At 64.7% G+C, this 22811-nt stretch carries 21 protein-coding genes and 1 pseudogene; 12 read left to right on the top strand and 10 right to left on the bottom strand.

Translation table 11 applies throughout. The annotated features are described in order from the left end of the window. Positions 1 to 85 precede the first annotated feature (85 nt). Entirely contained in the window at positions 86 to 700 is a 615-nt protein-coding gene (locus ACTHNZ_RS10720) for a TetR/AcrR family transcriptional regulator (protein WP_440542471.1), read from the top strand. A 30-nt stretch (positions 701 to 730) separates the two neighbouring features. On the opposite strand, the gene ACTHNZ_RS10715 is transcribed toward ACTHNZ_RS10720, so the two are convergent. The 5 genes from ACTHNZ_RS10715 to ACTHNZ_RS10695 all read right to left on the bottom strand — a co-directional run bounded on the left by ACTHNZ_RS10715 (position 731) and on the right by ACTHNZ_RS10695 (position 6712). After that, positions 731 to 955 (bottom strand): DUF2795 domain-containing protein, encoded by a 225-nt coding sequence (locus ACTHNZ_RS10715; RefSeq protein ID WP_440542555.1) that lies wholly within the window; start codon positions 953 to 955, stop codon positions 731 to 733. Between the two features lie 458 nt (positions 956 to 1413). Continuing rightward, positions 1414 to 2751 (bottom strand): C45 family autoproteolytic acyltransferase/hydolase, encoded by a 1338-nt coding sequence (locus ACTHNZ_RS10710; RefSeq protein ID WP_440542470.1) that lies wholly within the window; start codon positions 2749 to 2751, stop codon positions 1414 to 1416. Between the two features lie 170 nt (positions 2752 to 2921). Beyond that, entirely contained in the window at positions 2922 to 4655 is a 1734-nt protein-coding gene (locus ACTHNZ_RS10705) for a ClcB-like voltage-gated chloride channel protein (RefSeq protein WP_440542469.1), read from the bottom strand. A 126-nt stretch (positions 4656 to 4781) separates the two neighbouring features. Beyond that, on the bottom strand, positions 4782 to 5516 hold the full coding sequence (locus ACTHNZ_RS10700) for a glutathione S-transferase (protein WP_440542468.1): 735 nt from the start codon (positions 5514 to 5516) through the stop codon (positions 4782 to 4784). A gap of 116 nt (positions 5517 to 5632) precedes the next feature. Continuing rightward, on the bottom strand, positions 5633 to 6712 hold the full coding sequence (locus ACTHNZ_RS10695) for a YeiH family protein (protein WP_440542467.1): 1080 nt from the start codon (positions 6710 to 6712) through the stop codon (positions 5633 to 5635). Between the two features lie 112 nt (positions 6713 to 6824). Here ACTHNZ_RS10695 and ACTHNZ_RS10690 point away from each other — a divergent pair, with 112 nt between their 5' ends. From ACTHNZ_RS10690 to ACTHNZ_RS10660, 7 genes are all read left to right on the top strand, one after another. Next, a complete protein-coding gene (locus tag ACTHNZ_RS10690; RefSeq protein ID WP_440542466.1) occupies positions 6825 to 7727 on the top strand; it encodes a LysR substrate-binding domain-containing protein in 903 nt (300 codons plus the stop codon). Between the two features lie 115 nt (positions 7728 to 7842). Beyond that, complete coding sequence (locus ACTHNZ_RS10685; RefSeq protein ID WP_440542465.1) at positions 7843 to 8631, top strand: sugar phosphate isomerase/epimerase; 789 nt, start codon at positions 7843 to 7845, stop codon at positions 8629 to 8631. Between the two features lie 82 nt (positions 8632 to 8713). Further along, positions 8714 to 9673 carry a sugar kinase gene (locus ACTHNZ_RS10680; protein WP_440542464.1) on the top strand — a complete coding sequence of 320 codons (960 nt, stop codon included), beginning with the start codon at positions 8714 to 8716 and terminating at the stop codon, positions 9671 to 9673. A gap of 135 nt (positions 9674 to 9808) precedes the next feature. Next, positions 9809 to 11095 carry an MFS transporter gene (locus ACTHNZ_RS10675; protein WP_440542463.1) on the top strand — a complete coding sequence of 429 codons (1287 nt, stop codon included), beginning with the start codon at positions 9809 to 9811 and terminating at the stop codon, positions 11093 to 11095. Between the two features lie 11 nt (positions 11096 to 11106). Further along, the gene (locus ACTHNZ_RS10670) at positions 11107 to 12096 is read left to right on the top strand and encodes a 2-hydroxyacid dehydrogenase (RefSeq protein WP_440542462.1); all 990 of its coding nucleotides are present in this window, start codon (positions 11107 to 11109) and stop codon (positions 12094 to 12096) included. 232 nt (positions 12097 to 12328) lie between these two features. Continuing rightward, complete coding sequence (locus tag ACTHNZ_RS10665) at positions 12329 to 13411, top strand: LacI family DNA-binding transcriptional regulator (protein ID WP_440542461.1); 1083 nt, start codon at positions 12329 to 12331, stop codon at positions 13409 to 13411. A 98-nt stretch (positions 13412 to 13509) separates the two neighbouring features. After that, positions 13510 to 13875, top strand: coding sequence for a DUF3022 domain-containing protein (locus ACTHNZ_RS10660; RefSeq protein ID WP_440542460.1), 366 nt, complete (start codon positions 13510 to 13512; stop codon positions 13873 to 13875). An 85-nt stretch (positions 13876 to 13960) separates the two neighbouring features. Here ACTHNZ_RS10660 and ACTHNZ_RS10655 read toward each other — a convergent pair whose 3' ends face one another. Together ACTHNZ_RS10655 and ACTHNZ_RS10650 are read right to left on the bottom strand one after the other, a co-directional pair. After that, positions 13961 to 14392, bottom strand: a complete 432-nt coding sequence (locus ACTHNZ_RS10655) for a PGDYG domain-containing protein (RefSeq protein WP_440542459.1) — start codon at positions 14390 to 14392, stop codon at positions 13961 to 13963. Between the two features lie 134 nt (positions 14393 to 14526). Then, a complete protein-coding gene (locus tag ACTHNZ_RS10650) occupies positions 14527 to 15021 on the bottom strand; it encodes a Spy/CpxP family protein refolding chaperone (protein WP_440542458.1) in 495 nt (164 codons plus the stop codon). 275 nt (positions 15022 to 15296) lie between these two features. Here ACTHNZ_RS10650 and panE point away from each other — a divergent pair, with 275 nt between their 5' ends. The 3 genes from panE to ACTHNZ_RS10635 all read left to right on the top strand — a co-directional run bounded on the left by panE (position 15297) and on the right by ACTHNZ_RS10635 (position 18113). Further along, on the top strand, positions 15297 to 16229 hold the full coding sequence (gene panE, locus ACTHNZ_RS10645) for a 2-dehydropantoate 2-reductase (protein WP_440542554.1): 933 nt from the start codon (positions 15297 to 15299) through the stop codon (positions 16227 to 16229). Positions 16230 to 16265: 36 nt separating this feature from the next. Then, a complete protein-coding gene (locus tag ACTHNZ_RS10640) occupies positions 16266 to 16730 on the top strand; it encodes an Lrp/AsnC family transcriptional regulator (protein ID WP_440542457.1) in 465 nt (154 codons plus the stop codon). A gap of 285 nt (positions 16731 to 17015) precedes the next feature. Next, a complete protein-coding gene (locus ACTHNZ_RS10635) occupies positions 17016 to 18113 on the top strand; it encodes a saccharopine dehydrogenase C-terminal domain-containing protein (protein ID WP_440542456.1) in 1098 nt (365 codons plus the stop codon). Between the two features lie 54 nt (positions 18114 to 18167). Here the strand turns inward: ACTHNZ_RS10635 and ACTHNZ_RS10630 are convergent, their stop codons facing one another. Further along, the gene (locus ACTHNZ_RS10630) at positions 18168 to 18761 is read right to left on the bottom strand and encodes an AAA family ATPase (RefSeq protein ID WP_440542455.1); all 594 of its coding nucleotides are present in this window, start codon (positions 18759 to 18761) and stop codon (positions 18168 to 18170) included. A gap of 185 nt (positions 18762 to 18946) precedes the next feature. Between ACTHNZ_RS10630 and ACTHNZ_RS10625 the strand changes: the two genes are divergently transcribed. After that, positions 18947 to 20023, top strand: coding sequence for a glycosyltransferase family 4 protein (locus tag ACTHNZ_RS10625; RefSeq protein ID WP_440542454.1), 1077 nt, complete (start codon positions 18947 to 18949; stop codon positions 20021 to 20023). A 97-nt stretch (positions 20024 to 20120) separates the two neighbouring features. Here ACTHNZ_RS10625 and ACTHNZ_RS10620 read toward each other — a convergent pair whose 3' ends face one another. Both ACTHNZ_RS10620 and ACTHNZ_RS10615 read right to left on the bottom strand, forming a co-directional pair. After that, the gene (locus tag ACTHNZ_RS10620; RefSeq protein ID WP_440542453.1) at positions 20121 to 21155 is read right to left on the bottom strand and encodes a penicillin acylase family protein; all 1035 of its coding nucleotides are present in this window, start codon (positions 21153 to 21155) and stop codon (positions 20121 to 20123) included. Positions 21156 to 21228: 73 nt separating this feature from the next. Further along, positions 21229 to 22536: pseudogene (locus ACTHNZ_RS10615) on the bottom strand (penicillin acylase family protein); the annotation flags it as partial. Between the last annotated feature and the right edge of the window lie 275 nt (positions 22537 to 22811).

Raw genomic sequence — 22811 nt, 5'->3', positions numbered from 1 at the left:
GGAGCTTCAGAGGCGCATTCTAATACATGTCTGTATTTGAATGCAAAGACGTATCAAAGTGATCGGTAGTGCTAAACTGCACGACATGAAACGCAAACGGTTGACTCGCGAAGAGAGCAAAGAGCAGACGCGCCAGCGTTTGCTCGACGCTGCGCTGACGATTTTCATGAAGAAAGGCTTCGTCGCGGCGAGCGTCGAAGACATCGCCGCAGCGGCCGGATACACGCGAGGGGCGTTCTATTCGAACTTCCGAAGCAAGGCCGAGTTGCTGATGGAGCTCTTGCGACGCGATCACGAGCGGATGCAGGTGGACCTCCATTCGATCATCGAAGACGGGGCCACGCGCGAAGAGATGGAAGCGCGATGCATGGCGTTCTACAGCCAGTGCTTTCGGCAGGACGAGTGTTTTCTGCTATGGGCCGAGGCAAAGTTGCTTGCCACGCGCGACGCGAAGTTTCGCGCGCGCTTCAGTGCGTTCCTGCAAGAGAAGCACGCGTTCTTCACGGGCTACGCCCGCTTGTTTTCGGAGCGCACCGGCACGCCGCTGCAGATGCCCGCCGAGGTCTTGGCGCTCGGCCTTATCAGCCTGCTGGACGGTGTTCAGGCGCTGCGCGTTTGCGATCCGCAGCACGTCACCGCCGAACTTGCGGAGTCGGTGCTGGGCCATTTCTTTTCGAAGGTGGTCGGCGCGGGCGAATGACGATCGCCGCGCTCCGGCGTGCGCCAGGCGTCACAGCCCTAAGCCGGGGCCGTAGTTGCTGCCGATGAAACGCGTCACGTCATCGACGCTCGTGTAATCCTGCTCGGGCAACCCCTCGAGAATCGCGAGCAGTTCGTTGCTCGCGCCCGCGTCGCGGGCGGCATCGACGATGCAATCCTTATTGGCCGGATAGCGGACGGCGTGCAGCACGTCGGCGATCTGCAGATCGATCGTTTCCGCTGGAACGGCCGACAGATCGGGCGTGGGGCGCGAATCCGCCTGCGCTTGCGCGCCGGCGGCGGGCGGCCGATGCTTGCCGGCCGCGCTCACGTGCGCGCCTGCCGTTCGTGAGTTGCGAAATGCTGCGCCAATTCGTGTCGCTTGGGCAGCGCGATGCGACGCCAGTGACCGCTCGCAGCGGCCGGATCCGCCGTGACGCCGGGGGCCGGTGGGGCGACGGGCGCTGCGTTTGCGCGAGCCGCAGCCAAGGCGGCGCGTGCGGTGGCGCTGTCGAATTTTCCAGTGTGCATCGGTGCAGCGAAGCACGAAGCCGAAAGCAATGCCATGGTTGTCAGTGTCGAGACTTTCATCGCTCGACCTCCTTCTCGATTGAGCATGCCGCCGATGAGTTCGGAGACATCGATCGGATTCGACGACTCTTGCCGACTCACTGGGCAGCACGCCTCGTGCCAGGCCCCGTTCGACTCGCGGCGCTAACGCTGCACCTCGAAGCGCGTCCATGGCCAACTAGGCCGGTCGCGCATGTAACCATTGAGCCAATTCCATTGCGGATGGCGCTTCATGAACGCCTGTGCTTCGAACGGCTTTCCGCACGGATGGCCCCAGCGCGCCCAAAACGCTAGATCGCGCGCCATTTCGCTATCGACGACTTTTCCGTCGTTCGCTCCCCACGGGTTGAAAGGCCCCTGATCCGATCCGCCGAAGCGCTGATCGTCGAGCTCCAAGTGCCCGCAGATCGTCCGTGAGGAGGGATTGTCGTCGCGGCTCAGGTAGACGTCGTGATGATCGGCAATCATCTTCTTGGCGAGATCCACATCGATTTTGCCGTGGTGGATCTCGGCCAATTGCATGAACCGCAGCCGGCGCGCGCCGTTTCTGCGCACGTCGGTGTAGTCCTCGCCTTCGCCGACGCATTCCTGGTTGCGGATCTTCAGATCCGTCGCGGTGTTGTAGCCGCTGTAAAACCCGTCTTTCGTGCTTTCGAATCCGGAATAGTGGAGCCCGAGCTCGAAACGCGCGATCTCGCCTGTTTTCGTATCGCCGAGCAGCCAACTGTTCGCATAGCCGCCGTTGTTCGATACCGAAAACATCTCGCACCATTCACCGATGTTGTTCGCATACTGCGTGGCGCGCCGCGAGCGGTAGAACTCGGGGGCGCCCGCGCTGTTGTAGCCGGCGAAATTGGAGATCGTCGTTTCGGTGACCATGAGTCCCGCCGACGTCAGCCAGAAGTCGGTCAGACTCGAAATGCAGCCCGGCAATCCCTGCATCAGAATCCGGTGGCCCGAATCGGGCACGATGTCGAACACGACGTTGAACGCATCGCCCGCGGCGTAGCGGTCCCACGAGTTGTGCGCCATGACGATGCGTCCGTCCTGCGTTGCGCTGCCCGTCGCGATGAAAGCGCTGCAATGGTGCCCGCGCCGGCCCTTCCAAGGCTTCGTACCCAAGTGCGGATCGCCGGTCGCGACTTTGTGTGGCCACCAGCTCTGGAGCAAGTCCATATAGCCGTTCCAGGCCAGGACCTCGTCGAAGCGCAGCTTGGCGCCGTCGGCGATTCCTTGGATTTCGTCGGTGAACTCGGTGTCGAGCTTGGGCGCGAACTGTGCAACGGCTGCCTTCGTGAACGTTTCGAAGTCCTCGCCCGTATCCCAGTGCGCCAGGTACTTGGCGGTGCGGATCGCATTCTTGATTTCAGCGGCGAGCAATTGGCCGTGCTGTTCGCCGCGATCGTACGGTTCGCCTTCGATGTGCACGAATATCCAACCCGCGTTGTCGCGACGCACGGCGTCGAGGGACGGTTCACTCATCTTCGCTCCAGATCGATTGGGCGATCGAAAGGGCTGCGCTCGGCGCACCTGCAACGCGGCGCGCGGCGGGCTCGGCGGCCTGCTTTTCAGTCTTTATTGTAGAAAATATGCAGCGCTTTGCCATCGCGGCAAACGCGCCCGGCGGCGCGCACCCGGAAGACGCCGGTGTGTCAGATAGCGGGATTCATCCGACGGTAGGCGTCGAGCAGCGTCGTTTTATAGACGGCGCCGACGAGCACCGGCTCCTCTGCGCTCGCGACGACGGGCAGGCGCTCGCCTTGGAAGGCGAGGAAACGCTGCAGGGCGACGCCGATCGGCATATCGGGCGTCAGCATCGCGAATTCGGGCTGCAGGTAGTCGGCGGCGGTTCGGCTCGAGGTGTCGCGCCGCTCGAGGAGGTCCGAGGTGATGTCCTTCAAGGCGACGACCCCGCGGAAATGGCCGGCGTCGTCGGTCACGTATAGGTACTTCACCGGATATTCGAGAAATACCCGCGTCATCTCGCGCACGGTTGCACTGAGCCGCACGATCGTATCGGCCGGCTTGACGAGCTCGCGCACCTGGGCCGCGCGTAGCCGCATCCGTTCCTGCTCTTCGGCATTGCGGCGCAGCGTAACCTCGTACATGGACGTCTTGTTGATCGCGCGAGAAACGAAATAGGCGATGACGCAGGAGAGCATCAGCGGCAACACCACCTGATAGCTGAGCGTCATCTCGAAGATCATGAGGATCGCCATCAGCGGCGCCTGAGTGGCACCGGCCATGAACGCACCCATGCCGACCATCGCGTAGGCGAACGCGCCCGAGGTGCCGTGCGGCCACGCGCCGTGCACGACGAGGCCGAACAGCGAACCGAGCGTTGCGCCGACGAACAGCGTCGGCGTGAAAATGCCGCCGACGGCGCCGGAGCCCACGGTGGCCGCCGTGGCGATGATCTTGCATAGGAGGGTGACGACGAGGGCGGTCCACGTCCACTGCGAGTGCAGGATGGCATTGACGACGCTGTAGCCGTTGCCCCAGACATCCGGCACCCAAATGGAGACGATGCCCACGACGAGCCCGCCCAGCGCGAGCCGCAACGGCAGCGGCACGGGCAGACGCTTGAATCGCGTGCGGGACGATTCGATCAGATGCAGGAACTGCGGGGCCACGGCGCCGCACAGCAGGCCGAGCGCGACGAACAGGAGCACTTCGGGGCCCGCGATCGTCGGGAACACCGGCATCTCGTACGGCGGCTTATAGCCGGAGAACTCGCGCATGACGATGTTGGCCACCACGGACGACACCAGCAGCGGCCCGAAGTTTTCCATGGCGATCGAGCCGAGCACGATTTCGGTGACGAAAAAGGCGCCCGCGATCGGCGCGCTATAGGCGGAAGTGATGCCCGCGGCCGCACCGCAGGCGACGAGCAGGCGCAGGCGCGGCGGATCGAAGTGGACGACGCGGCCGACGATCGAGCCCGCCAGCGCGGCAAGCTGCACCATCGGCCCCTCGCGGCCGATCGATCCGCCGAGGCCGATCGTGAACAGCGAGGAGACGCTGCGCCAGGCGCTCGTCCAGACGGGCACGACACCGTCGCCGATCGTGATCGCTTCCATGTAGTCCGAGTTCGCGTGCTTGTCGGCTTTGCGGCGCGCGAGGATCAAAAAACCGCCGGCCATCAGTCCGCCCAAGGCAGGCAGCCAGACCCGAATCGTCCAGGGAAGCGCCTTGGCCATCGCGACGAAGCTGCCGGTGCGCCCCGTGAACGTCCACTGGAAGACGTCGATCGCATGCCGGAACGCGACCGTGGCGAAGGCGCCGAGGACGCCGACGACGACGGCCCACACCAGCATCGTATGGGCCTCGGAGAGACGAAAGACCGATTGGGCGCGCGTGCGCAGTCGAAGCAGAAATGAAAGCACGGGAGAAGCGTCAGCTCGGGGTTCGATGAATGTTGGGGCGAGCGCAAGCATAGCATCGGTGTCGCGCGGGTGAACGTGCCTCCGCGCTCGGCGTCCGGCACGCACAAGCCGGCGTCGCAACCTGGCTCAATGGGCCCTCGTGTCGAGTTCGGGGTAATGACGGAAGATGCCTGTTTCGTTGAACGGGAGGCGGCGATCCGACGCCAGATACCCGGCAACGTTCGGCCGCGCCGCGACGGCGTCGCGTAGCGCCGCCAGACGCGGGTAGTGCGATGCGAACCGGGCCGTCGCGCGCGGGAAGGCGTAGCGAAGCCCTTCGATCAACTGGAACATCGATAGGTCGGCATAGGTCAGCGTGGCGCCGACGAGATGACGGTCGCCCCGCGGGTTTTGCGCAAGTACCCGCTCGAAGTAGCCCATGAACTTCGGCAGACGGTGCGCGAGAAAATCGGACGCACGCGCTTTTGCGGCGTCTTTTTGCTCCTCGTAGTACTGACCGCTCGCAATCGGATGATGTGTATCGTGCGCTTCGGTCACCATGTCGGCGATCGTCAGTTGGAGGCCGTGCACGACGTAGCGCAAGTCGCCATCCGGCGCGAGTCCGAGCTTCGGGCCGAGGTAGAGCAGGATGTTGGCCGTCTGCGGCACGGTCAGATCGCCGTCCTTCAGGAAGGGCGGGGCGAACGGAATGAACGGCTCGGTCTTGCTGCCCATGAGCGCCATCATGGCCGACTGCCCTTGGCCGTCGTCCTCGCTGCCGCGTGCGATGTCGACGTACGGCGCCTGCGCTTCTTCCAGTGCAAGCCGGACGAATTCGCCGCGGCCTTGCAGTCCATCCCAGTAGTAGAGTTCGTAAGCCATCTGCAAACACCTCCGAATCCAAAAAGCGGCGACGTGCCGCGCCTCTATGATCGCTCCCGCGCGCAAGGCGCGACAACGAAAGGAGGGCGGCACGCAGCATCGGCTGCCGGACGCTGCTATGCGAATGCGCGCTCCACGCCCCAAGTCATCGCGAGCCCGCCGACGATGAGCCAAACGTAGAGAATGAAGCCGGTCGCCAACGCCCGGGGGCCGGCCTTGCGCACTTGCGAGACGTGCGTTTCGATGCCGAGTGCCGTCATCGCCATGGTCAACGCGAACGTATCGATCGCATTGAGGGATTGTGTCGCGGCGCTCGGAAGCACATGCAGCGAATTGACGATCACGCAGCCGAGGAAGCCGAGCGCGAACCAGGGCACGGCCAACTTGCGCGGCGCATGCGCATGGCCACGGCCGCCGGACGCATCGCGCCGAGCCTGGCGTGCGAGCCAGAAGCCGAGGGCGAGCAGCACGGGCACGAGCAGCATGACGCGCGTCATCTTGACGATCGTGGCAACGTGGGTGGCCTCGGCGCTGACGTTGCTGGCGGCGCCCACGACTTGCGCGACCTCATGAATCGTCCCACCGAAAAACAGGCCGACGCCGAGCGTATCGAGATGGAGCCAGCCCGCGCGGTATAGCAGCGGGTACACGAACATCGACAAAGTCCCGAACAAGACGACGCTGCCGACTGCGACGGCGCTCTTTTCGGGCTTCGACTGCAGCGTCGATTCGAATGCGAGCACGGCGGCAGCGCCGCAAATTGCGCTGCCCGCCGCATTGAGAATGGCTGTGTCTCGATCGAGCTTCATCAGCTTCATTCCAAGCCAGGTGCCGAGCAGCAGCGTGCTGACGACGACGAGCATCGAGATCGTGAGCCCGGGCAGCCCGACCTGAGCGATTTCCTGCAGGCTCACGCGCAGCCCGAAGAATGCCACGGCGATGCGCAGCAGTTTGCGCGCGGAGAAATTGATGCCGGCGGCCCAATGCGCGGGCATCCCGGCGCGCAACGTATTGCCGTAGACGGCACCGGCGACGATACCCACGATGAGCGGACTGATGCCGAGATCGGCGATGGCGGGGAAGGCGGCCAGCCGGCTGACCGCCGCGGCGAACAGGGCAACGAAGAGGATGCCGTTGAGCTGGCCGTGCGATGGGGCGGCCTGCGCGGTCTTGGAGAGGGTAGTTGCGTGGGACATTCGGGGCCTTTGAGGGCGGCGTTTCGATAGTCCAATCCTAAATTGAATATAAGCTTATGAAAAATCGTCATTTGTGACGTAATATATCGGCTGAACCGATACTTTTCGCCCAATGTCGCCCGACCAACTGATAACGTTCGCTGCGGTCGCTGAACGATTGAACATCAGCCGCGCTGCCGATGCCCTGCATCTCTCGCAGCCTGCGGTGTCCGGGCAATTGCGTCAGTTGCAGGACGAATTCGGCGAGCCGCTCTACCGGCGCGACGGTCGCGGGGTGCGGCTTACGCCGAGCGGCGTGCAGTTGGCCGAGTACGCGCTCAAGCTGCGCGAGACGTTCCGTCAGGCGCAGGCGTATCGCGATGCGTTGCGCGGCGTCGCGCGCGGCACGCTCAGGATCGGCGCGAGCACGACGATTGCGAGCTACTTGCTGCCGTACCTCATCGCCGAGTTTCAGCGCCGGTATCCCGAGGTCCAGATCCAGACGGCGGGCGGCAATACGGGTGACATCGTCGCGTTGCTGTCGTCACTCGACATTGCCATGATCGAAGGCCCGGTGGGTGCCGATTTGCCCGAAGGAACGGGCGTTCGGGCTTGGCGCGAGGATGAGATCGTGGCGATCGTCCCGCGCGGTCACGCGCTGGCCGAGCATGCCGCGCCGGCGGGCCTATGGCCGACGCTGGCCGATGTCGGCGCTCATCCGCTCGTCATGCGCGAAGAAGGATCGGGCGTCAGGCAGTTCATCGAACAATCGTTCGAGGCGGCTGGCGTCGTACCGCAGGTGGCGCTGGCCGTGGCGGGCGTCGAAGGCGTGAAGGAGGCCGTGCGCGCCGGCATGGGTGTGGGCTTCGTTTCTGCGATGTCGATGCGCCACGAAGACGGCGTGCTCGTGCAACTGCCCATCCGCCCCAAAGCCCTGACGCGCCACTTTTCGATCCTCGTTCCGCACGAAGCGGCGCCTTCGCGCGTTGCCGCCGGTTTTTTGAGCCTTTGCACGGGCGAACCAGCCGCCGCGTAGGGATTACCATGATGGCGTGCTCGCGTGCGTCAGGAGCAACATAGCCTTCGTCGAGCAGCGTGGTCGATTTTTTTGAAATTGAATTGGAACCGGTTCCATCGACGGTGAAGTGAACGTGAACGCAAAAGAATGTCGCGCTGCGCCCGAAATCGTCATCGTCGCCAGTGCGTTTGGCGCCGAAGCCGTGCGCAGCCGCGGCCATGCGGCTTGGCTCGGCGCGGCCGCGGCAGCGGGAGCCGCCGGTTTCGAGGTACGGCGCGAGCTGTTTTCGCACGAGGCCGACGCGTCGCTCCCAGCGCTGCATGCGCTCGGCGCTGCCGTGACCCAGCATGGGATGTGGGCCGTCTATTCGACGCCAGCGGCGCTTTATCGGGATGACGGCGCGCTGGATGCCGCGGCATTGGCCGCCGCCTACGCCGAAGCGGATGCGTTGGGTGCGCGGTGGCTGAAGCTGCAGCTGGGCACGTTCGCGGGCCGTGCCGATGCCGTGACGATCGCGAAGATCGGGGCCGGCTCTCGCGCGCGGCTCGTCGTCGAGAACGGTCAGCGCGAGCTTGACGGCTCGATTGCGAATTTCGTGGCGTTGTTCGCGGCGCTGGAACGAGAAGGCGCGGCCGATGCGGTGCGGATGACGTTCGACATCGGCAATTGGGATTGGTCGGGCCAAGCGCCGCTCGAGGCGGCGGTCGCGCTGGCGCCCCATGTCGAGTACGTGCATTGCAAGTCGTCCGGCGGGCAGGGGGCGCGGCGGTTTCCCGTGGCGCCGGCGCCTGACGATCAGCTATTTGCGAAGATCTTGCGTGTCTTGCCGAGCAACGCGCCGCGAGGGATCGAGTTCCCGCTCGATGAGCGCGAACCTGCCGAGGACGCGCGGCGCCGGGTAGCATGGCTGGCCGCTGCATGAAACGAGAGATGCGCGCTGATCGTCGACGGAACGACGCACGGTCGCGCGTGGCGCAGTTGAGAACGTGAACAAGGAGTTATCGATGTCTTCCCCGCTCGACGTGTTGACCTACGGTGAGGCCATGGCGCTTTTCGTCGCCGATGAAACGGGCCCGCTCGCGGCCGTCGGCCACTTCACGAAACGCATCGCCGGCGCCGACCTGAACGTTGCGATCGGCCTGTCACGGCTCGGCTTTCGCGTCGGCTACCTGAGCCGGGTGGGCGCCGACGCGTTCGGCCGCTATGTGCTCGATACGCTCGAGAAGGAAGGGATCGACTCGAGCCATGTCAGTGTCGACACGCGTTATCCGACCGGCTTCCAATTGAAGTCGAAGGAAACGGGGGGCCGCGATCCGAGCGTCGAATACTTCCGCAAGGGCTCGGCTGCAAGCCATCTTTCCGTCGACGACTACGACCCCGACTACATGGAAAGCGCCCGCCATCTGCATCTCACGGGCGTGGCCCCCGCGATTTCGGCCTCGTCCCGGGATCTGGCCTTTCGGCTCGCGCAATCGATGCGTGCGGCCGGCAAGACGATTTCGTTCGACCCGAACCTGCGACCGACGCTGTGGCCGTCTCGCGAGGCGATGGCCGCATCGCTGAATGCGCTCGCCGCGCTGTCCGATTGGGTGTTGCCGGGCCTGGGGGAAGGGCTGGTGCTCACGGGCTATGAGGCGCCCGAGGACATCGCCCGGTTCTATCTCGACCAAGGCGCCCGCGGCGTCATCGTCAAGCTCGGCGCGGGAGGGGCGTATTTCCGGACGGCCGACGAATCGGGCTACGTGGCCGCTCAACCGGTGGCCAGCGTCGTCGATACGGTCGGCGCGGGCGACGGCTTTGCGGTCGGCGTCGTCAGCGCGCTGCTCGAGGGTCGAGGCTTGCCCGAGGCCGTGGCTCGCGGCAACCGCATCGGCGCCCTGGCGATCCAGGTGATCGGCGATTCGGAAGGATTGCCGACGCGGGCGGAACTCGACCGGCTCGAAAGCATGACCGCATCCGCTTGAGCGGATGCGCCGCGCACCTCGATGCAAGCGGCATGGCGTTTGCCTACACTGCACGCCATGCACGAGGGGCGAGGCAAGAAACGAGGCGGCGCTCACACGCCGTTCCTTTGAACACAGCACAGGGAGGAGACACCCATGCCCACGACGATTGCACAGAAGCGGTGGTGGACGATCATGCCGATCGTATTCATCACCTACAGTCTTGCCTATCTCGATCGCGCGAACTTCGGGTTCGCCGCGGCCGCCGGCATCAACAAGGATCTCGGCATCAGTCCCGCGCTATCGTCGCTGATCGGGGCGTTGTTCTTCCTCGGCTACTTCTTCTTTCAAATTCCAGGCGCCATCTATGCGGAGCGGCGCAGCGTGCGACGGCTCGTTTTCGTGAGTCTCGTCCTCTGGGGCGGCTGCGCCGCGCTGACCGGGATCGTCAGCAACGTTGCGTGGCTGATCGCGCTGCGCTTCCTGCTCGGTGTCGTCGAGGCCGCCGTGATGCCGGCGATGCTCATCTTCATCAGCAACTGGTTCACGAAAACCGAGCGTTCGCGCGCCAATACGTTCCTGATCCTCGGCAATCCGGTGACGGTGCTGTGGATGTCCGTCCTCTCGGGTTATCTCGTGCATGCGTTCGGCTGGCGTGAGATGTTCGTCGCCGAAGGCGTGCCCGCGATCGTCTGGGCGGTCTGCTGGTGGTTCGCCGTGCGCGACAAACCGAACGACGTGCAATGGCTCACGGCCGACGACAAGCGCGCGCTCGCGCAGACGCTCGCCGCCGAGCAAGCGGCCCTCAAGCCCGTGCGCAACTACGCTGAAGCGTTCCGCTCGCCGGCCGTCATCAAGCTCTGCGCGCAGTATTTCTGCTGGAGCATCGGTGTCTACGGCTTCGTGCTGTGGCTGCCGTCGATCCTGAAGAACGGCTCGACGATGGGAATGGTCGAAACGGGCTGGCTGTCCGCGCTGCCGTACCTAGTCGCGACGATCGTCATGCTGGCCGCCTCTTGGGCATCCGACAAGCTCGACGCACGCAAGGCATTCGTTTGGCCGTTCCTGCTCGTCGGCGCGGCCGCGTTCGCGCTCTCGTACGTCCTCGGCTCGACGCATTTCTGGTTGTCCTACGCGCTGCTGGTCGTGGCCGGTGCCGCGATGTACGCACCGTATGGGCCGTTCTTCGCCATCGTTCCCGAATTGCTGCCGAAAAACGTGGCCGGCGGGGCGATGGCGCTCATCAACAGCATGGGTGCGCTCGGCTCGTTCGTCGGCTCGTATGTCGTCGGATATCTGAACGGCACCACGGGTTCGCCGGCGGCATCGTATGCCTTCATGAGCGCCGCGCTCGTGGCGGCCGTGCTGCTGACGCTGGCCGTCAAGGCGCAGCCGTCCCGCGATGCGGTGCTCGGCTCCCACGCCCATGCGCATGGAAAATGAACGTGAACGGCATGGCGCTAAAAATCGTCGTCTATAAGCCTCTGCCCGAGGACGTCCTCGACGAACTGCGGCGGCAAGCGCACGTCGTCGTCCTCGAACCGGCGCTCGCGCAGTCGCGCGAAGCGGTGGCCGAGGCGCTCGGCGAGGCGCTGGTCGATGCCGACGGCGCCATCGGCGCCAGCATCAAAGTGACGCCGGCGATGCTCGAGCGTGCGACACGGCTCAAGGCGATATCGACGATTTCGGTGGGGGTCGACAACTTCGATCTCCCCGATCTGACCCGCCGCGGCATCGTGCTCGCGCACACACCCGACGTCCTCACGGAATCGACGGCGGATACCGTTTTCGCGCTCGTCCTATCGACGGCGCGGCGCGTGGTCGAGCTGGCCGAATGGGTCAAGGCCGGTCATTGGCACGGGAGCATCGGCCCGGAGCAATACGGCATCGACGTGCACGGCAAGACGATCGGCATCGTCGGCCTCGGGCGCATCGGCGGCGCATTGGCGCGCCGAGCCGCGCTCGGCTTCGGGATGCACGTGCTCTATGCGAACCGGCATGCGAACGAGGCCGCTGAACGTGCATACGGTGCGCGCCGCGTCGAGTTGCCCGAGTTGCTCTCTCAGTCGGACTTCGTCTGCCTGCAAGTGCCGCTCACGCCGCAGACGCAACGGCTGATCGGCGCCCCCGAGTTGCGCGCGATGAAGCGCAGTGCCATTCTCATCAACGCCTCGCGCGGCGCGATCGTCGACGAGGTGGCGCTGACCGCCGCGCTGGCCGACGGTACGATCGCGGGCGCCGGCCTCGACGTGTTCGAGCACGAGCCGCTTCCCGCCGATTCGCCGCTGCTGGCGATGCGCAACGTCGTGGCGTTGCCGCACATCGGTTCGGCCACTCACGAGACGCGCCATGCGATGGCGCGCTGCGCCGCGCAGAATCTGCTCGATGCGCTTGCCGGGCGCCTGACGCGCAATGTCGCGAATCCCGAGGTGCAGCCGCGCTGAGCCGCCGTCGCGCCGGCAGGATTGCTCCGTCGTCGAGCCCGAGCACCCGCACGGGTGGTGCGGCGTGCCGCCGTGCGCTATGATGCGGCCACCGTAAGCATTTCAAAGCGCGCCCAGGCGCGCTTTTGTCTATGCGCCGCGCCCGAGCAGGCTGCCGCGCATCCGCATTGACGAGGAGACCTCCTTTGGTTCTAGCTTCTTTCGACCTGCGCGCGCCGCGCGCCGCCGAGCGATGAGCATCGGGCCCATGGGCATCACGCGCCGCGCGACGATCAGCGATGTCGCACGCGAGGCCGGCACCGGCAAGACCAGCGTCTCGCGCTACCTGAACGGCGAGACGAACGTCTTGTCGTCGGATTTGCGCGCGCGCATCGAAGCGGCGATCAAGCGGCTCGACTATCGGCCCAATCAGATGGCCCGCGGCTTGAAGCGCGGCCGCAATCGGCTCGTCGGGCTGCTCGTCGCCGACATCACGAACCCGTACACGGTCGGCGTGCTGCGCGGCGTCGAGGAGGCCTGCCACGCGCTCGGATTGATGCCGCTCGTTTGCAACGCGGCGAATGAAGTCGAGATGGAGCGGCGCTATTTGCAGTTGATGACGACCTATCGCGTGGAAGGGGTCATCGTCAACGCGCTCGGCGTCAAGGAAGAGATACTGCGGCCGGTAGGCGAGGGCGGCACGCCGGCCGTGCTCGTCGACCGCACGATCGACGGGCTTGCGGCCGACATGGTCGGGCTCGACAACGGCAACGCCGTCACGCTCGGCATGCGCCATCTGCTCGAGCAGGGATTCGACGATATTCGCTTCGTCGTTCAGCCCTACGAGTGGGTCAGTTCGCGGCGCCTGCGCGAGGCGGCGTTCCGAGCCTCGCTCGAAGCGGCCCATCAGGCGCGCAGCGCAGGCGCGGCCTCACCGCGCGGCGAGACCATGGTGCTGGATCTGAGCGACGACGAAGCGATCGCTCGCACGCACGAGGCCGTGGACCGTCACCTCGATGAGGTGGCGAAGGCGGGCGGGCGGCGCGTGGCCTATTTCGCCGCGAACGGCCCCGTGGCGCTGTCGCTCGCATTGCATCTGCATGCCCGCTACGGCTCGCATTGGCAGGAGCGCGTGGCGCTGATGGCGATCGACGACTCCGAATGGGCGGAATTGATCGGCGTGACGGCGATTCGGCAGCCTACCTATGCGATCGGATATCGAGCCGTGGAGTTCTTGCACGAGCGGATCGAGGGCGGCGAGGAGCCGGCGCGTGAAGCGATGCTGCCGGGCGAACTCGTGATCCGCCGTTCGACCGTTTGGCGGAAAGAGAACTGATTCGATTTGCGCTGACCGGTGCAGCGCCCTCGCGAAGCTGCTGCCGGCGCCGAGCTGGGCGGGACGCGGCACGCACGACATAAGCATTGAGCCCCACGATGGAACTCTACCGATTCGAATGCCCGAGCGCCGACATCGAAGCGCTGGCCCAGGTCGTCAGCGACCTCTTTCCCGAGCAAACGGTGTTCGTGGAGCGTGCGGGCGACGACGGGACACCTTACTTCGACGTGCAGTGGGTCGCCATGCGATTCGGATCGACTGCGCGCCGCATGACGTTGACGGTGCGGGTCGCGGCGCCGGCGTTCGCGCGCTATCGTGCCTTGCCGCTACGCGCCCGAGCGCGCAGTTATGCCGTGCTGCGTGCCTATATCGAGGCTGCGCTCGGTTCGCTCGAGGAGCAATACGCCGCTGGGGAAGCCGTGCCGCGCGAGGTGACGATCGAGCTTGGCGACGAGTTCGCGTAGGCGCCGCTAAGTCAGGCTAGGGGTTGAGGCGCCTAGGGTTCGAGGCATGTCCGTTCCGGCGAGCGACCCGGCCGGATCAACTCGGTTAGGCCGCCCGGTAGACCTGAGCGAACCGATCGGCGCGCACGACGCCGTAGTCGCCGGGTGCATACTGCAGCACCCAATCTCCGGCTGCGCCGGTCAGGACGTCGCCCGCCGCGCGGCGGGCGATGGAGAACGGTCCGTCCATTCGCTTCGCGAGCACGACAGCGGGCCGATTCCGGTATCGGCCGGGCGCGCCATGAGCGAGCGACGCGTCGGCCGGCACGTACTTGCCGTCGAACCGTGCCCGGTCGACTACCCAGCGCGCGCCGCCCGTACCGGTGATCAATGCGTCGCCGGGTAGATACCGATTCGCCCCTTCGAGGCTCATCAATTCGCCGCTCGCCTGTGCGAATTCGACGGCGACGATCTCGTCTTTCACATATCGGCCCGCGGCGGGATCGTCGCGCAGGTCGATGTCGTTCAAATCGATCATGGGGAAAGCCGAACGTCGGAAGTCAGAAAGGCGTGAGCGTAGCGGGAAACCGCGCGACGCGCACGCCTTTCGTTCGGCTGACGGCCGTTCGGGCTAGGCCGGTTCGAAGAACCGCCGAGCACTGGCGGCGATCATCACTCCTTCGCGGGAGCCGACGATTTGGCCTCATGACCGTGATGCTCGCGGTGCTCCCCGACCTGCCGGAACGTCGTATCGGCGAGTTTCTTCTGCTCGGGCGAGAAGCTGTCGTAGAGCGGCTCGAACGCGTCGACGAGCTGCTTCATGTCGTCCGCGTGCGCTTGCGAGATCTCGGCGTACTGCTTCATGTTGTCGAGGGCCGATTGCGTTTGCTCGGCCTGCGTGCGCTGACGGAAGAGCCGTCCCATGTTCTGGGCGTTCGTGCGCATGACATTGGCGAACGTCTTCCATTGCGGCTCTTGCGCCGAAGTAATCTTCAACTGCGAATGCAAATACGCGATCCGCTGTTCGACGCGCGCTTCGCGCTTGGCCGTATGAGCGTCGGCCGCCGCGCTGGCCGCGCCGTTCGACGCCGCTTGGGGCGCCGACGCTTGCGCGAACGCACCGCTCGTTGCAAGTGCGCACGCGAGAATGACGATTGTTCGTTTCATCGAACCTCCTGCAGTCGTGTGGACGAAGTCGAAGCCGGCGCTTACGCACCGGTTCGTTGGACCCTGCATGCTTGGCGCATGTTCATTGACCCGGCGCTAGTTTAACCAGGCAAGGGCGCTATCTTCGCACGATGAGACATACGCTTACATCTGAAACGGATCTGAAGGAGGGCGGCGCAGGCGGGACACGGTCATGACTCGCCGTCGCGTTTTCGCCGTTTGCATTACAGTGAGCAATCGCGTGCGCGATGCTTAACTGAACTCAAGGAGTGATGATGCGTATTCTGGTCGTGGGGGCCGGCGCGGTCGGCGGGTATTTCGGCGGGCGGATGGCGTTGGCTGGCCAGGACGTGACGTTCCTGGTGCGCGAAGCGCGAGCCAAGGAACTCGCTGAAAATGGCCTTGTCATCAAAAGCCCCAATGGCGACGCGAAAGTGTCGAACGTCAAGACCGTGCTGAGCACTCGAATCGACGGCCCGTACGATCTCGTTCTGCTCAGTTGCAAGGCGTACGACCTCGAAAACGCGATGGACGCCTTCGCGTCGGCTGTAGGCCCCTCGACGACGATCCTGCCGATGCTCAATGGCATGAGGCATCTCGAGGTGCTGGGCGAGCGTTTCGGGAGGGAAAGAGTGGTTGGCGGGGTTTGCCTGATCGCGGCCACGCTCGATGCGTCGAAGGCGATCGTTCAGATGACCGATATGCATGCGATCGTCTTCGGCGAACTGGACGGCGTGGCGCGCCCGCGGATGGATGCGATCGCGTCGGCGTTGCGCGCAGGCGGTTTCGACGTGGATGTTACCGACGCCATCGTGCAGCAAATGTGGGAAAAGTGGGTGTTTCTCGCGACCTTGGCGGGCAGTACCTGTCTATTTCGCGCAAGCGTCGGCGCGATATTGGGCGCACCGGGCGGCGAGGCGGCGATGCGCGCGCTTTTCGACGAGTGCGCGGCCGTGGCTGCCTCGCACGGCCATGCCATGCGCGCGCCGTTCGAGCAGCGTTCGCGCACGATGCTGTTCGCGCCAGGCTCGACCCTGACGGCGTCGATGCTGCGCGATATCGAGAACGGCTTGCGCACGGAAGGCGACCACGTGCTGGGCGATCTGCTCGCCATGTGCAAGAAGGATCAAGCCGCGAACGCAACCCCATCGATGCTCGAACTGGCCTATACGCACGTGAAAGCCTACGAGGCTCGGCATGCACGATAATCCTGAGCTTCCCGCCACCGCTTTCGCCGCGAACCGATGAGACCTCCGCGCCTGGACCAGCTCGACGAACTCGATCGCAACCTGCTCGCACTGCTGCAGGCAAATGCGCGAGAAAGCGTCGCCAGCCTGGCGCGCCAGCTAGGCGTGGCGCGCACCACGGTGCTTGCACGGATCGAAAGGCTCGAGCGAACACAGGTGATCGCCGGCTACGGCGTGAGGCTCGGGCAGGATGTCCTGGATGCGAGTCTGAACGCCTATGTCGGCATTATCCTCGCGCCGAAATTTGGTCCGAGCACACTCAAGCGGCTCGAAAAGATGCCCGAAGTGCAGTGGCTGTGCGCAGTGAGCGGCGAATACGATTACGTTGCCTGGCTGCGCGCGGCGTCGCCTGATCGCCTCAATGAATTGCTCGATCAGATCGGAGCGCTCGAGGGCGTGGAGCGCACCACGACCTCCATCATTCTTGCACGCAAGATCGACCGGGGCTCCTTCGCCGGCTGATCGGCGGTGCGGTCCACACGCTCTCGTCCCTGCCTCACACCGGTCAACTGTTTGCGCCGCGCCGCTTCCGGCAGGTGGACGAGCCTGAAACGGATCGAGCGGTGCTCCATGTCGAGCCTTTCCGACAAAATGAGTGACGGCTTCGTCATTTCGTCGAAAATATACGTCGAAACGCAGCAGTTTGCTTCTGTTTTCCGTTTTTGCGCGTCTCTACACTGTTTCGAACCCGGTGCGGCGTGACTCGGCCGCGCCACCAGAACTCGGAACAAAAAAAAGGAGAAGCGCATGAAAGTAGCTATCGTCGGTGCAGGGCTGATCGGCCACACCATCGCCCATATGCTGCGTGAGACCGGCGACTACGAGGTCGTGGCGTTCGATCGCGATGCGCACGCACTCGAGAAACTGGCGGGCGAGGGGATCGCGACCGAGCGGGTCGACTCGGCCGATTCGAATGCGATTCGCGCGGCAGTCCAAGGTTTCGACGCCCTGATCAATGCCTTGCCGTACTACTTGGCCGTGAACGTCGCCGCCGCCGCCAAAGCGGCCGGTGTTCATTACTTCGATCTGACCGAAGACGTGCGCGCCACGCATGCGATTCGCGCGCTGGCCGACGGCGCCCCGCATGCCTTCATGCCGCAGTGCGGCCTAGCGCCGGGTTTCATCGGCATTGCCGCGCATGAACTCGCGAACCGTTTCTCGGAAATCCGCGAAGTGAAGATGCGTGTCGGCGCACTGCCCGAGTTTCCGACGAACGCGCTGAAGTACAACCTGACCTGGAGCGTGGACGGGCTCATCAACGAATATTGTCAACCGTGCGAAGCCATCCGCGAGTCGCGCACGCAATGGGTGCAGCCGCTCGAAGGGCTTGAGCATTTCTCGCTCGACGGCATCGAGTACGAAGCGTTCAACACCTCGGGCGGGTTGGGCACGCTGTGCGAAACGCTGTCCGGCCGCGTCGAATCGCTCGACTATAAATCGGTTCGCTATCCCGGCCACCGCGACTTGGTGAAGTTTCTGCTCGAAGACTTGCGCCTCGCCACTGACCGAGACACGCTCAAGACGATCATGCGCCGCGCGGTGCCGTCCACCTCGCAGGATGTCGTTCTGATTTTCGTGACGGTGACGGGCATGCGCGACGGACAACTCGTGCAAGACGTGTTCACGCGCAAGATCTTCGCGAAGACGGTCTGCGGCATGCCGATGAGCGCGATTCAAATCACGACGGCCGGCGCAATGTGCGCGGTGCTCGACTTGTTCCGCGAGGGCAAACTGCCGGCAAGCGGCTTCGTGCGGCAAGAGCAGGTTTCGTTGCGCGACTTTCTCGCAAATCGCTTCGGGCGATTGTACGAAGGCGCGGCGCTGGACGCGATGGCCACGGCATAGCCGCGCTAGCGCGGGGAGACAAAAGCCGCTCCGGCGTCATGCCGGAGCGATGCCCTAATCGTTACCCGGCCCCTCGAGCACGCTGCGCATGAGTCCGTCGAATTGCGCAGCGGTCGGCGCCGTGTTGTCGAACATGATCAGTCCTTCCCGCGCGGCGCCGCTCGGAACGAATCGGCGCTGTCTGTATTCGTCCCAATGCGCGAGCTTGTAGGCATCGTTGGGGTTGTGGCGCGCGATGATGCGCGCATGCGCCGTCTCTTCCGACGTGTGCACCCAGACGATCCGAATCGTCACGTCCGGGCCGACGCCGAGCCAATTGCGATCGAACAACTTGCGCTCTCGCACTTCGCGCGAAAGCGGGCCGACGACGATGACCCCGACACCGAGTTCGAGGTTCTCGCGTGCCGTCTCGAGCAGCCCTTGGTATTCCGGATCGCGCAAATGTTGAAGGTAGAGCGGGCTGTCGCGGTCGTTGGGATCGCCCGTCAATGCACCCATCGCGGCGGCGCTATAGCGGCCGTACAGCGTGTCTTTGTCCAGCAGACAAAATGCCTCGCCCGTCTCGCGCATGAGTGGGGCGACGAGGCGTTTGGCGATGGTCGTCTTGCCTGTGCCGGCATGGCCGCAGACGAATACGAGATGAGTCACGAGCCTGATTCCTTGCAAGGTGAGGGCGCACGCATGCGCGCGGTCGTGCAGCTATCTTAACAGCGAGCGCATCGACCACCGGCGATGCGCACCCGCTGATCGGCACGGTCCGTGCTGAAGCAATCGCACCGCGGGCCGGGTCCACATTCTGGCCCCCGCTTGCCTTTGAGCCGGAGTCCCGATCGATGCGCATTGCCCAAGTCGCGCCGTTGTACGAATCCGTACCGCCCGAGGGGTACGGTGCAACGGAACGAATCGTCCACTATCTGACCGAGGCTCTCGTCGCGCTCGGCCATCGTGTCACGTTGTTTGCGACGGCCGATTCGACGACGTCGGCCGAGCTCGTTTCCGTCTGCGAGCGCGGCCTATGGCGCGACGCCGGCGTTTGGGACACGTTGACGCACCACGTTCGCGAAGTGGAAGCCGTGATACAGCGGGCCGAGCGCTTCGACGTCGTTCATTTTCATACCGATCCGCTCTACTTTCCGTCGGCGCGCCGATTGCCGTGCGCCCACGTCACCACCGTTCACGGACGCCTTTTGCCCGCCGATCACGGCCCGCTGTTGAGCGAGTTTTCCGAGGCGCCGCTCGTCTCGATCTCCGACAGCCAGCGACAGCCGATACCGTGGGCGAACTGGCAAGCGACGATTCATCACGGCTTGCCGGCGGATGCGTTCACGCTGAATGACGATCCTGAGGACTACTTATTGTTCATCGGCCGGATGATGCCCGAGAAACGCCCCGATCTCGCGATCGAGATTGCGCGACGGGCCGGGCTTCGCTTGAAGATGGCGGCCAAAGTGCATCCGGGCGAGAGGCGGTACTTCGACGACGAAATAACGCCGTTGGTCGAAGCGAATCGCAGTTGCGTCGATTACTTGGGAGAAGTCGGGGGGCAAGCCCGTCTGGACTTGCTCTCGCACGCTCGGGCGCTGATTTTTCCGATCGAATGGCCCGAACCGTTCGGCATGGTGATGATCGAGGCGATGGCATGCGGGACGCCGACGATCGCGTTTCGCCGCGGTGCGGTGCCTGAGGTGCTGGAAGAAGGCGTGACGGGTTATATCGTCGATGGCGTGGACGGTGCGGTCGATGCGATTTCGGGCCTCGATGCGATCGATCGGCGGCGCTGCCGCGCCGCGTTCGATGCGCGCTTTACGAGCTTGCGCATGGCACGGGAGTACGTGGCGGTCTACGAGCGCTTGATCTCGCAAGGCGTCGGCCGCCAAGCGCGTGCTCCTGCTCTTTTGCGGCATGGCTAGCGGGGGCCGGATCGGGCCGGCGTGCCGGCCGAACGCGAGTTGGGACTGGAGCCGACGGCCGCGCATGAGGATGAAATCGATGCGCGGCTCGACGGGCTCAGTCGGCGCGTGCTGGCGACGCTGGAACCAATCGTAGTAAGTGAGCACGCGAGCCCGGCAGCAGCGGCGTGCTTCGCCCGTGGACCCACGCGTCGTGTCCCGCCAGAAAGTATGCGCTGAACGGGTGCCCGCTTTCGCCGCCCGGCATGTTGAAGATGCCGTGATCTTCGTGTCCTGGGGATATGACCATCCGTTCCGATTGCCCGAAGGAAGGTGCAGCCACGCGAGGCATGTTTCCATCGCCGGGCAACGGGTCTTCGGGCACTGCCAGCCATCGGGCCAGAAACGGCATGCCCGCCACGAACGGATGGGCGATGTGGGCGATGTTTCTTCGTCCCCAAGTGGCATCCTTGAGGGCGAGCGAATGCGCCGTTAGCTTCGAGACGGCATCGTCGATCGCTGCAAGTTCGACCTCGCGCCAAGTCTTTCGATCCTTCGGCAGCCACTTCGCCGGTTGCTGATCGACGAGATGCGCCAGCACGATGGGCCATCGCGGCGTGGCCGTCGCGAAACTCGCGTGTGGATCGAGTGCCCGCATCTGGCGGTCGGCTTCGCCGAACAACTCGGCATACAAACTGTGCAGATAACTTCGTGCCAAGCGATACCCCACGGAATCGACGCACGCGCAGCCGTTCCATTGCTCGAGCAGCAGCCGCTTGAACTCGGCGCGGCCGGGATGCCCGGCCACGGCGTGATCGTCCAGCACGCGCAACGCGCGATCTTTCCACGTCGCCATGAACAGCGCGCGATCGTCGAGGCTCGGCGCATACGCGGCGGATTCGTCCATCGCATGCCGTGACGCAAGGTCGTCGCGGATCTGACGCGCTCGAGCGCCCAAATCGGCGCCGCCATCGCCGATGGCCGCATAGTCCGCGCCGGCCAGTTGCCGGGAGTTAGCCGTCCACAACTGTCCTGACTCGGGATTGACGATCGAGGGATGATTGCGGGGCGACAGAAACGTATCCCATCCCTTGTCGCGCGCCGCGGACGGGTAGGGGAACGTATCGCTCCACTCGGCATGCCGTTTCGGCATCGGCCCCGCGATCGTTCCAGCCGATGTTGCCGGCGGCATCGCCCACGACCATATTTTGCGCCGGGATGCCCGCCGACTGTCCCACGGACAATGCTTGATTCACATCGCCGGCCGCTTCCATCGCGAGCAGCCCTAGGTTTACGGCGCCGTCGTCCGTAGCGATCCATTTGATCGAGTAGTGCTTGCCGCCTACGTCCCAGACCGGCCCGATGTCCGACTCCGCCATGCGCATCGTTTCGGCAGCCGCGCCGTTGACCTGCAGTGTCTCGTCGTGAAACCGGAGTGGCGCCCAGCCCGTCGGCGTTCGATACTGCTCGGGGTGCTCGGGATCGATTTCAAGTTCCACGAGGTCGAGGTACCGGCCATAGCTGTTCGTGAATCCCCAGGCAACGGCCCCGTTACTGCCCGCCACGACGACGGGCGTGCCCGGCAGCGTCACGCCGACGATGTGCCGTCGCGTGCCGGACGGTGCGGGATAATCGAGCACGGCGCGGTACCAGATGTTCGGCAGGCGCAGGCTCAGATGCATATCGTTGGCGACGATCGCGCTACCGGTGGTCGTGCGCTTGCCCGATATCGCCCAGTTGTTGCTGCCCACTTCGTTGCCGAACGGAATGTCGGCCACCGACTGCGAGGGCGAACCGCCGAGCCAGCTCGGCGCGATGCCTGTAACCGGCTGCGCATTGCAGTTGACGGACATGGCATCGAGCGGTGCATCCCACTCGCTGCAATCGGGGAGGAGCGCTTTCAGCGCCGCGTCGTCCGTGTGTTCGCGCAGCCATCCGCGCGCGAAGTCGCGATGCAATTCATCGCTCTGGAGCTCGAAATACATCGACCAGACGACGAGCAAACTGTCTTCGGGACGCCACGCGGCGGGGCGGCTCCGCAGCAGCAGGTATTCGAAAGGGCGCACGCGAAGTGCCGAGAGTCCTGCGTTGACGCCCGCCGCGTAGCGTTCGAGGATGTTCTTGTCTGTCTTCGGCAGCTTTGAAAACGTCTTGTCGGCGAGACGCTCGAACCCGTAGATGCGGCGTGCGCGGTCGACGTCGAGCACGGAGGGCCCGAGCAGGGCGGCTAGCGTGCCAGCCGCGGACCGCCGGAGCAAATCCATCTGGAAGAAGCGTTCCTGCGCGTGGACGAAACCGGTCGCGTAGGCGACGTCTTCGCGCGTCGTGCCCGATAGCGTCGGCACGCCCTGTGCATCGCGCGCGATATCGACGTTCGCTTGCAATCCCGTAACGGATCGGGCGCCGTCCAGCGCGGGCAGGCTCAGTGCCAATGCGACCGCGCACGCCAACAATGGCAGGGCGCACAACGCCGCGATCGCGGCAACGCATTTTGCGGTGGAACGGAGTACGGTGCGTCGTCTGGGGAATGCCATGCTCATTCGACAGAGGGCCTTTTATCAGCTAGCGCTTTTTTGATCGGAGGGGCGGCGGCAGGCATTGTCCCGCGTTTTGATGACAATGAAAACACGGCGCAGCCAGGCGGCGGCGCCGTGTCGAAAGGATGTGATTTTCGGCTTGCTGAGATGGGAGAGCCGTGGCTAACCGTGACCTCCTTCCTTCGAGCGGTCGACCTCCGTCAGATCATCCTCGCGCACTTTGGCTTCTCGGACGGTCGTGTCGTCGCTGTCGGTCTCGGAGTGATCATGAT

Origin of the sequence: Trinickia sp., assembly GCF_051953955.1 — a bacterium.
GTDB lineage: Bacteria > Pseudomonadota > Gammaproteobacteria > Burkholderiales > Burkholderiaceae > Trinickia.
This window is presented reverse-complemented; position numbering and strand designations above follow the sequence as displayed.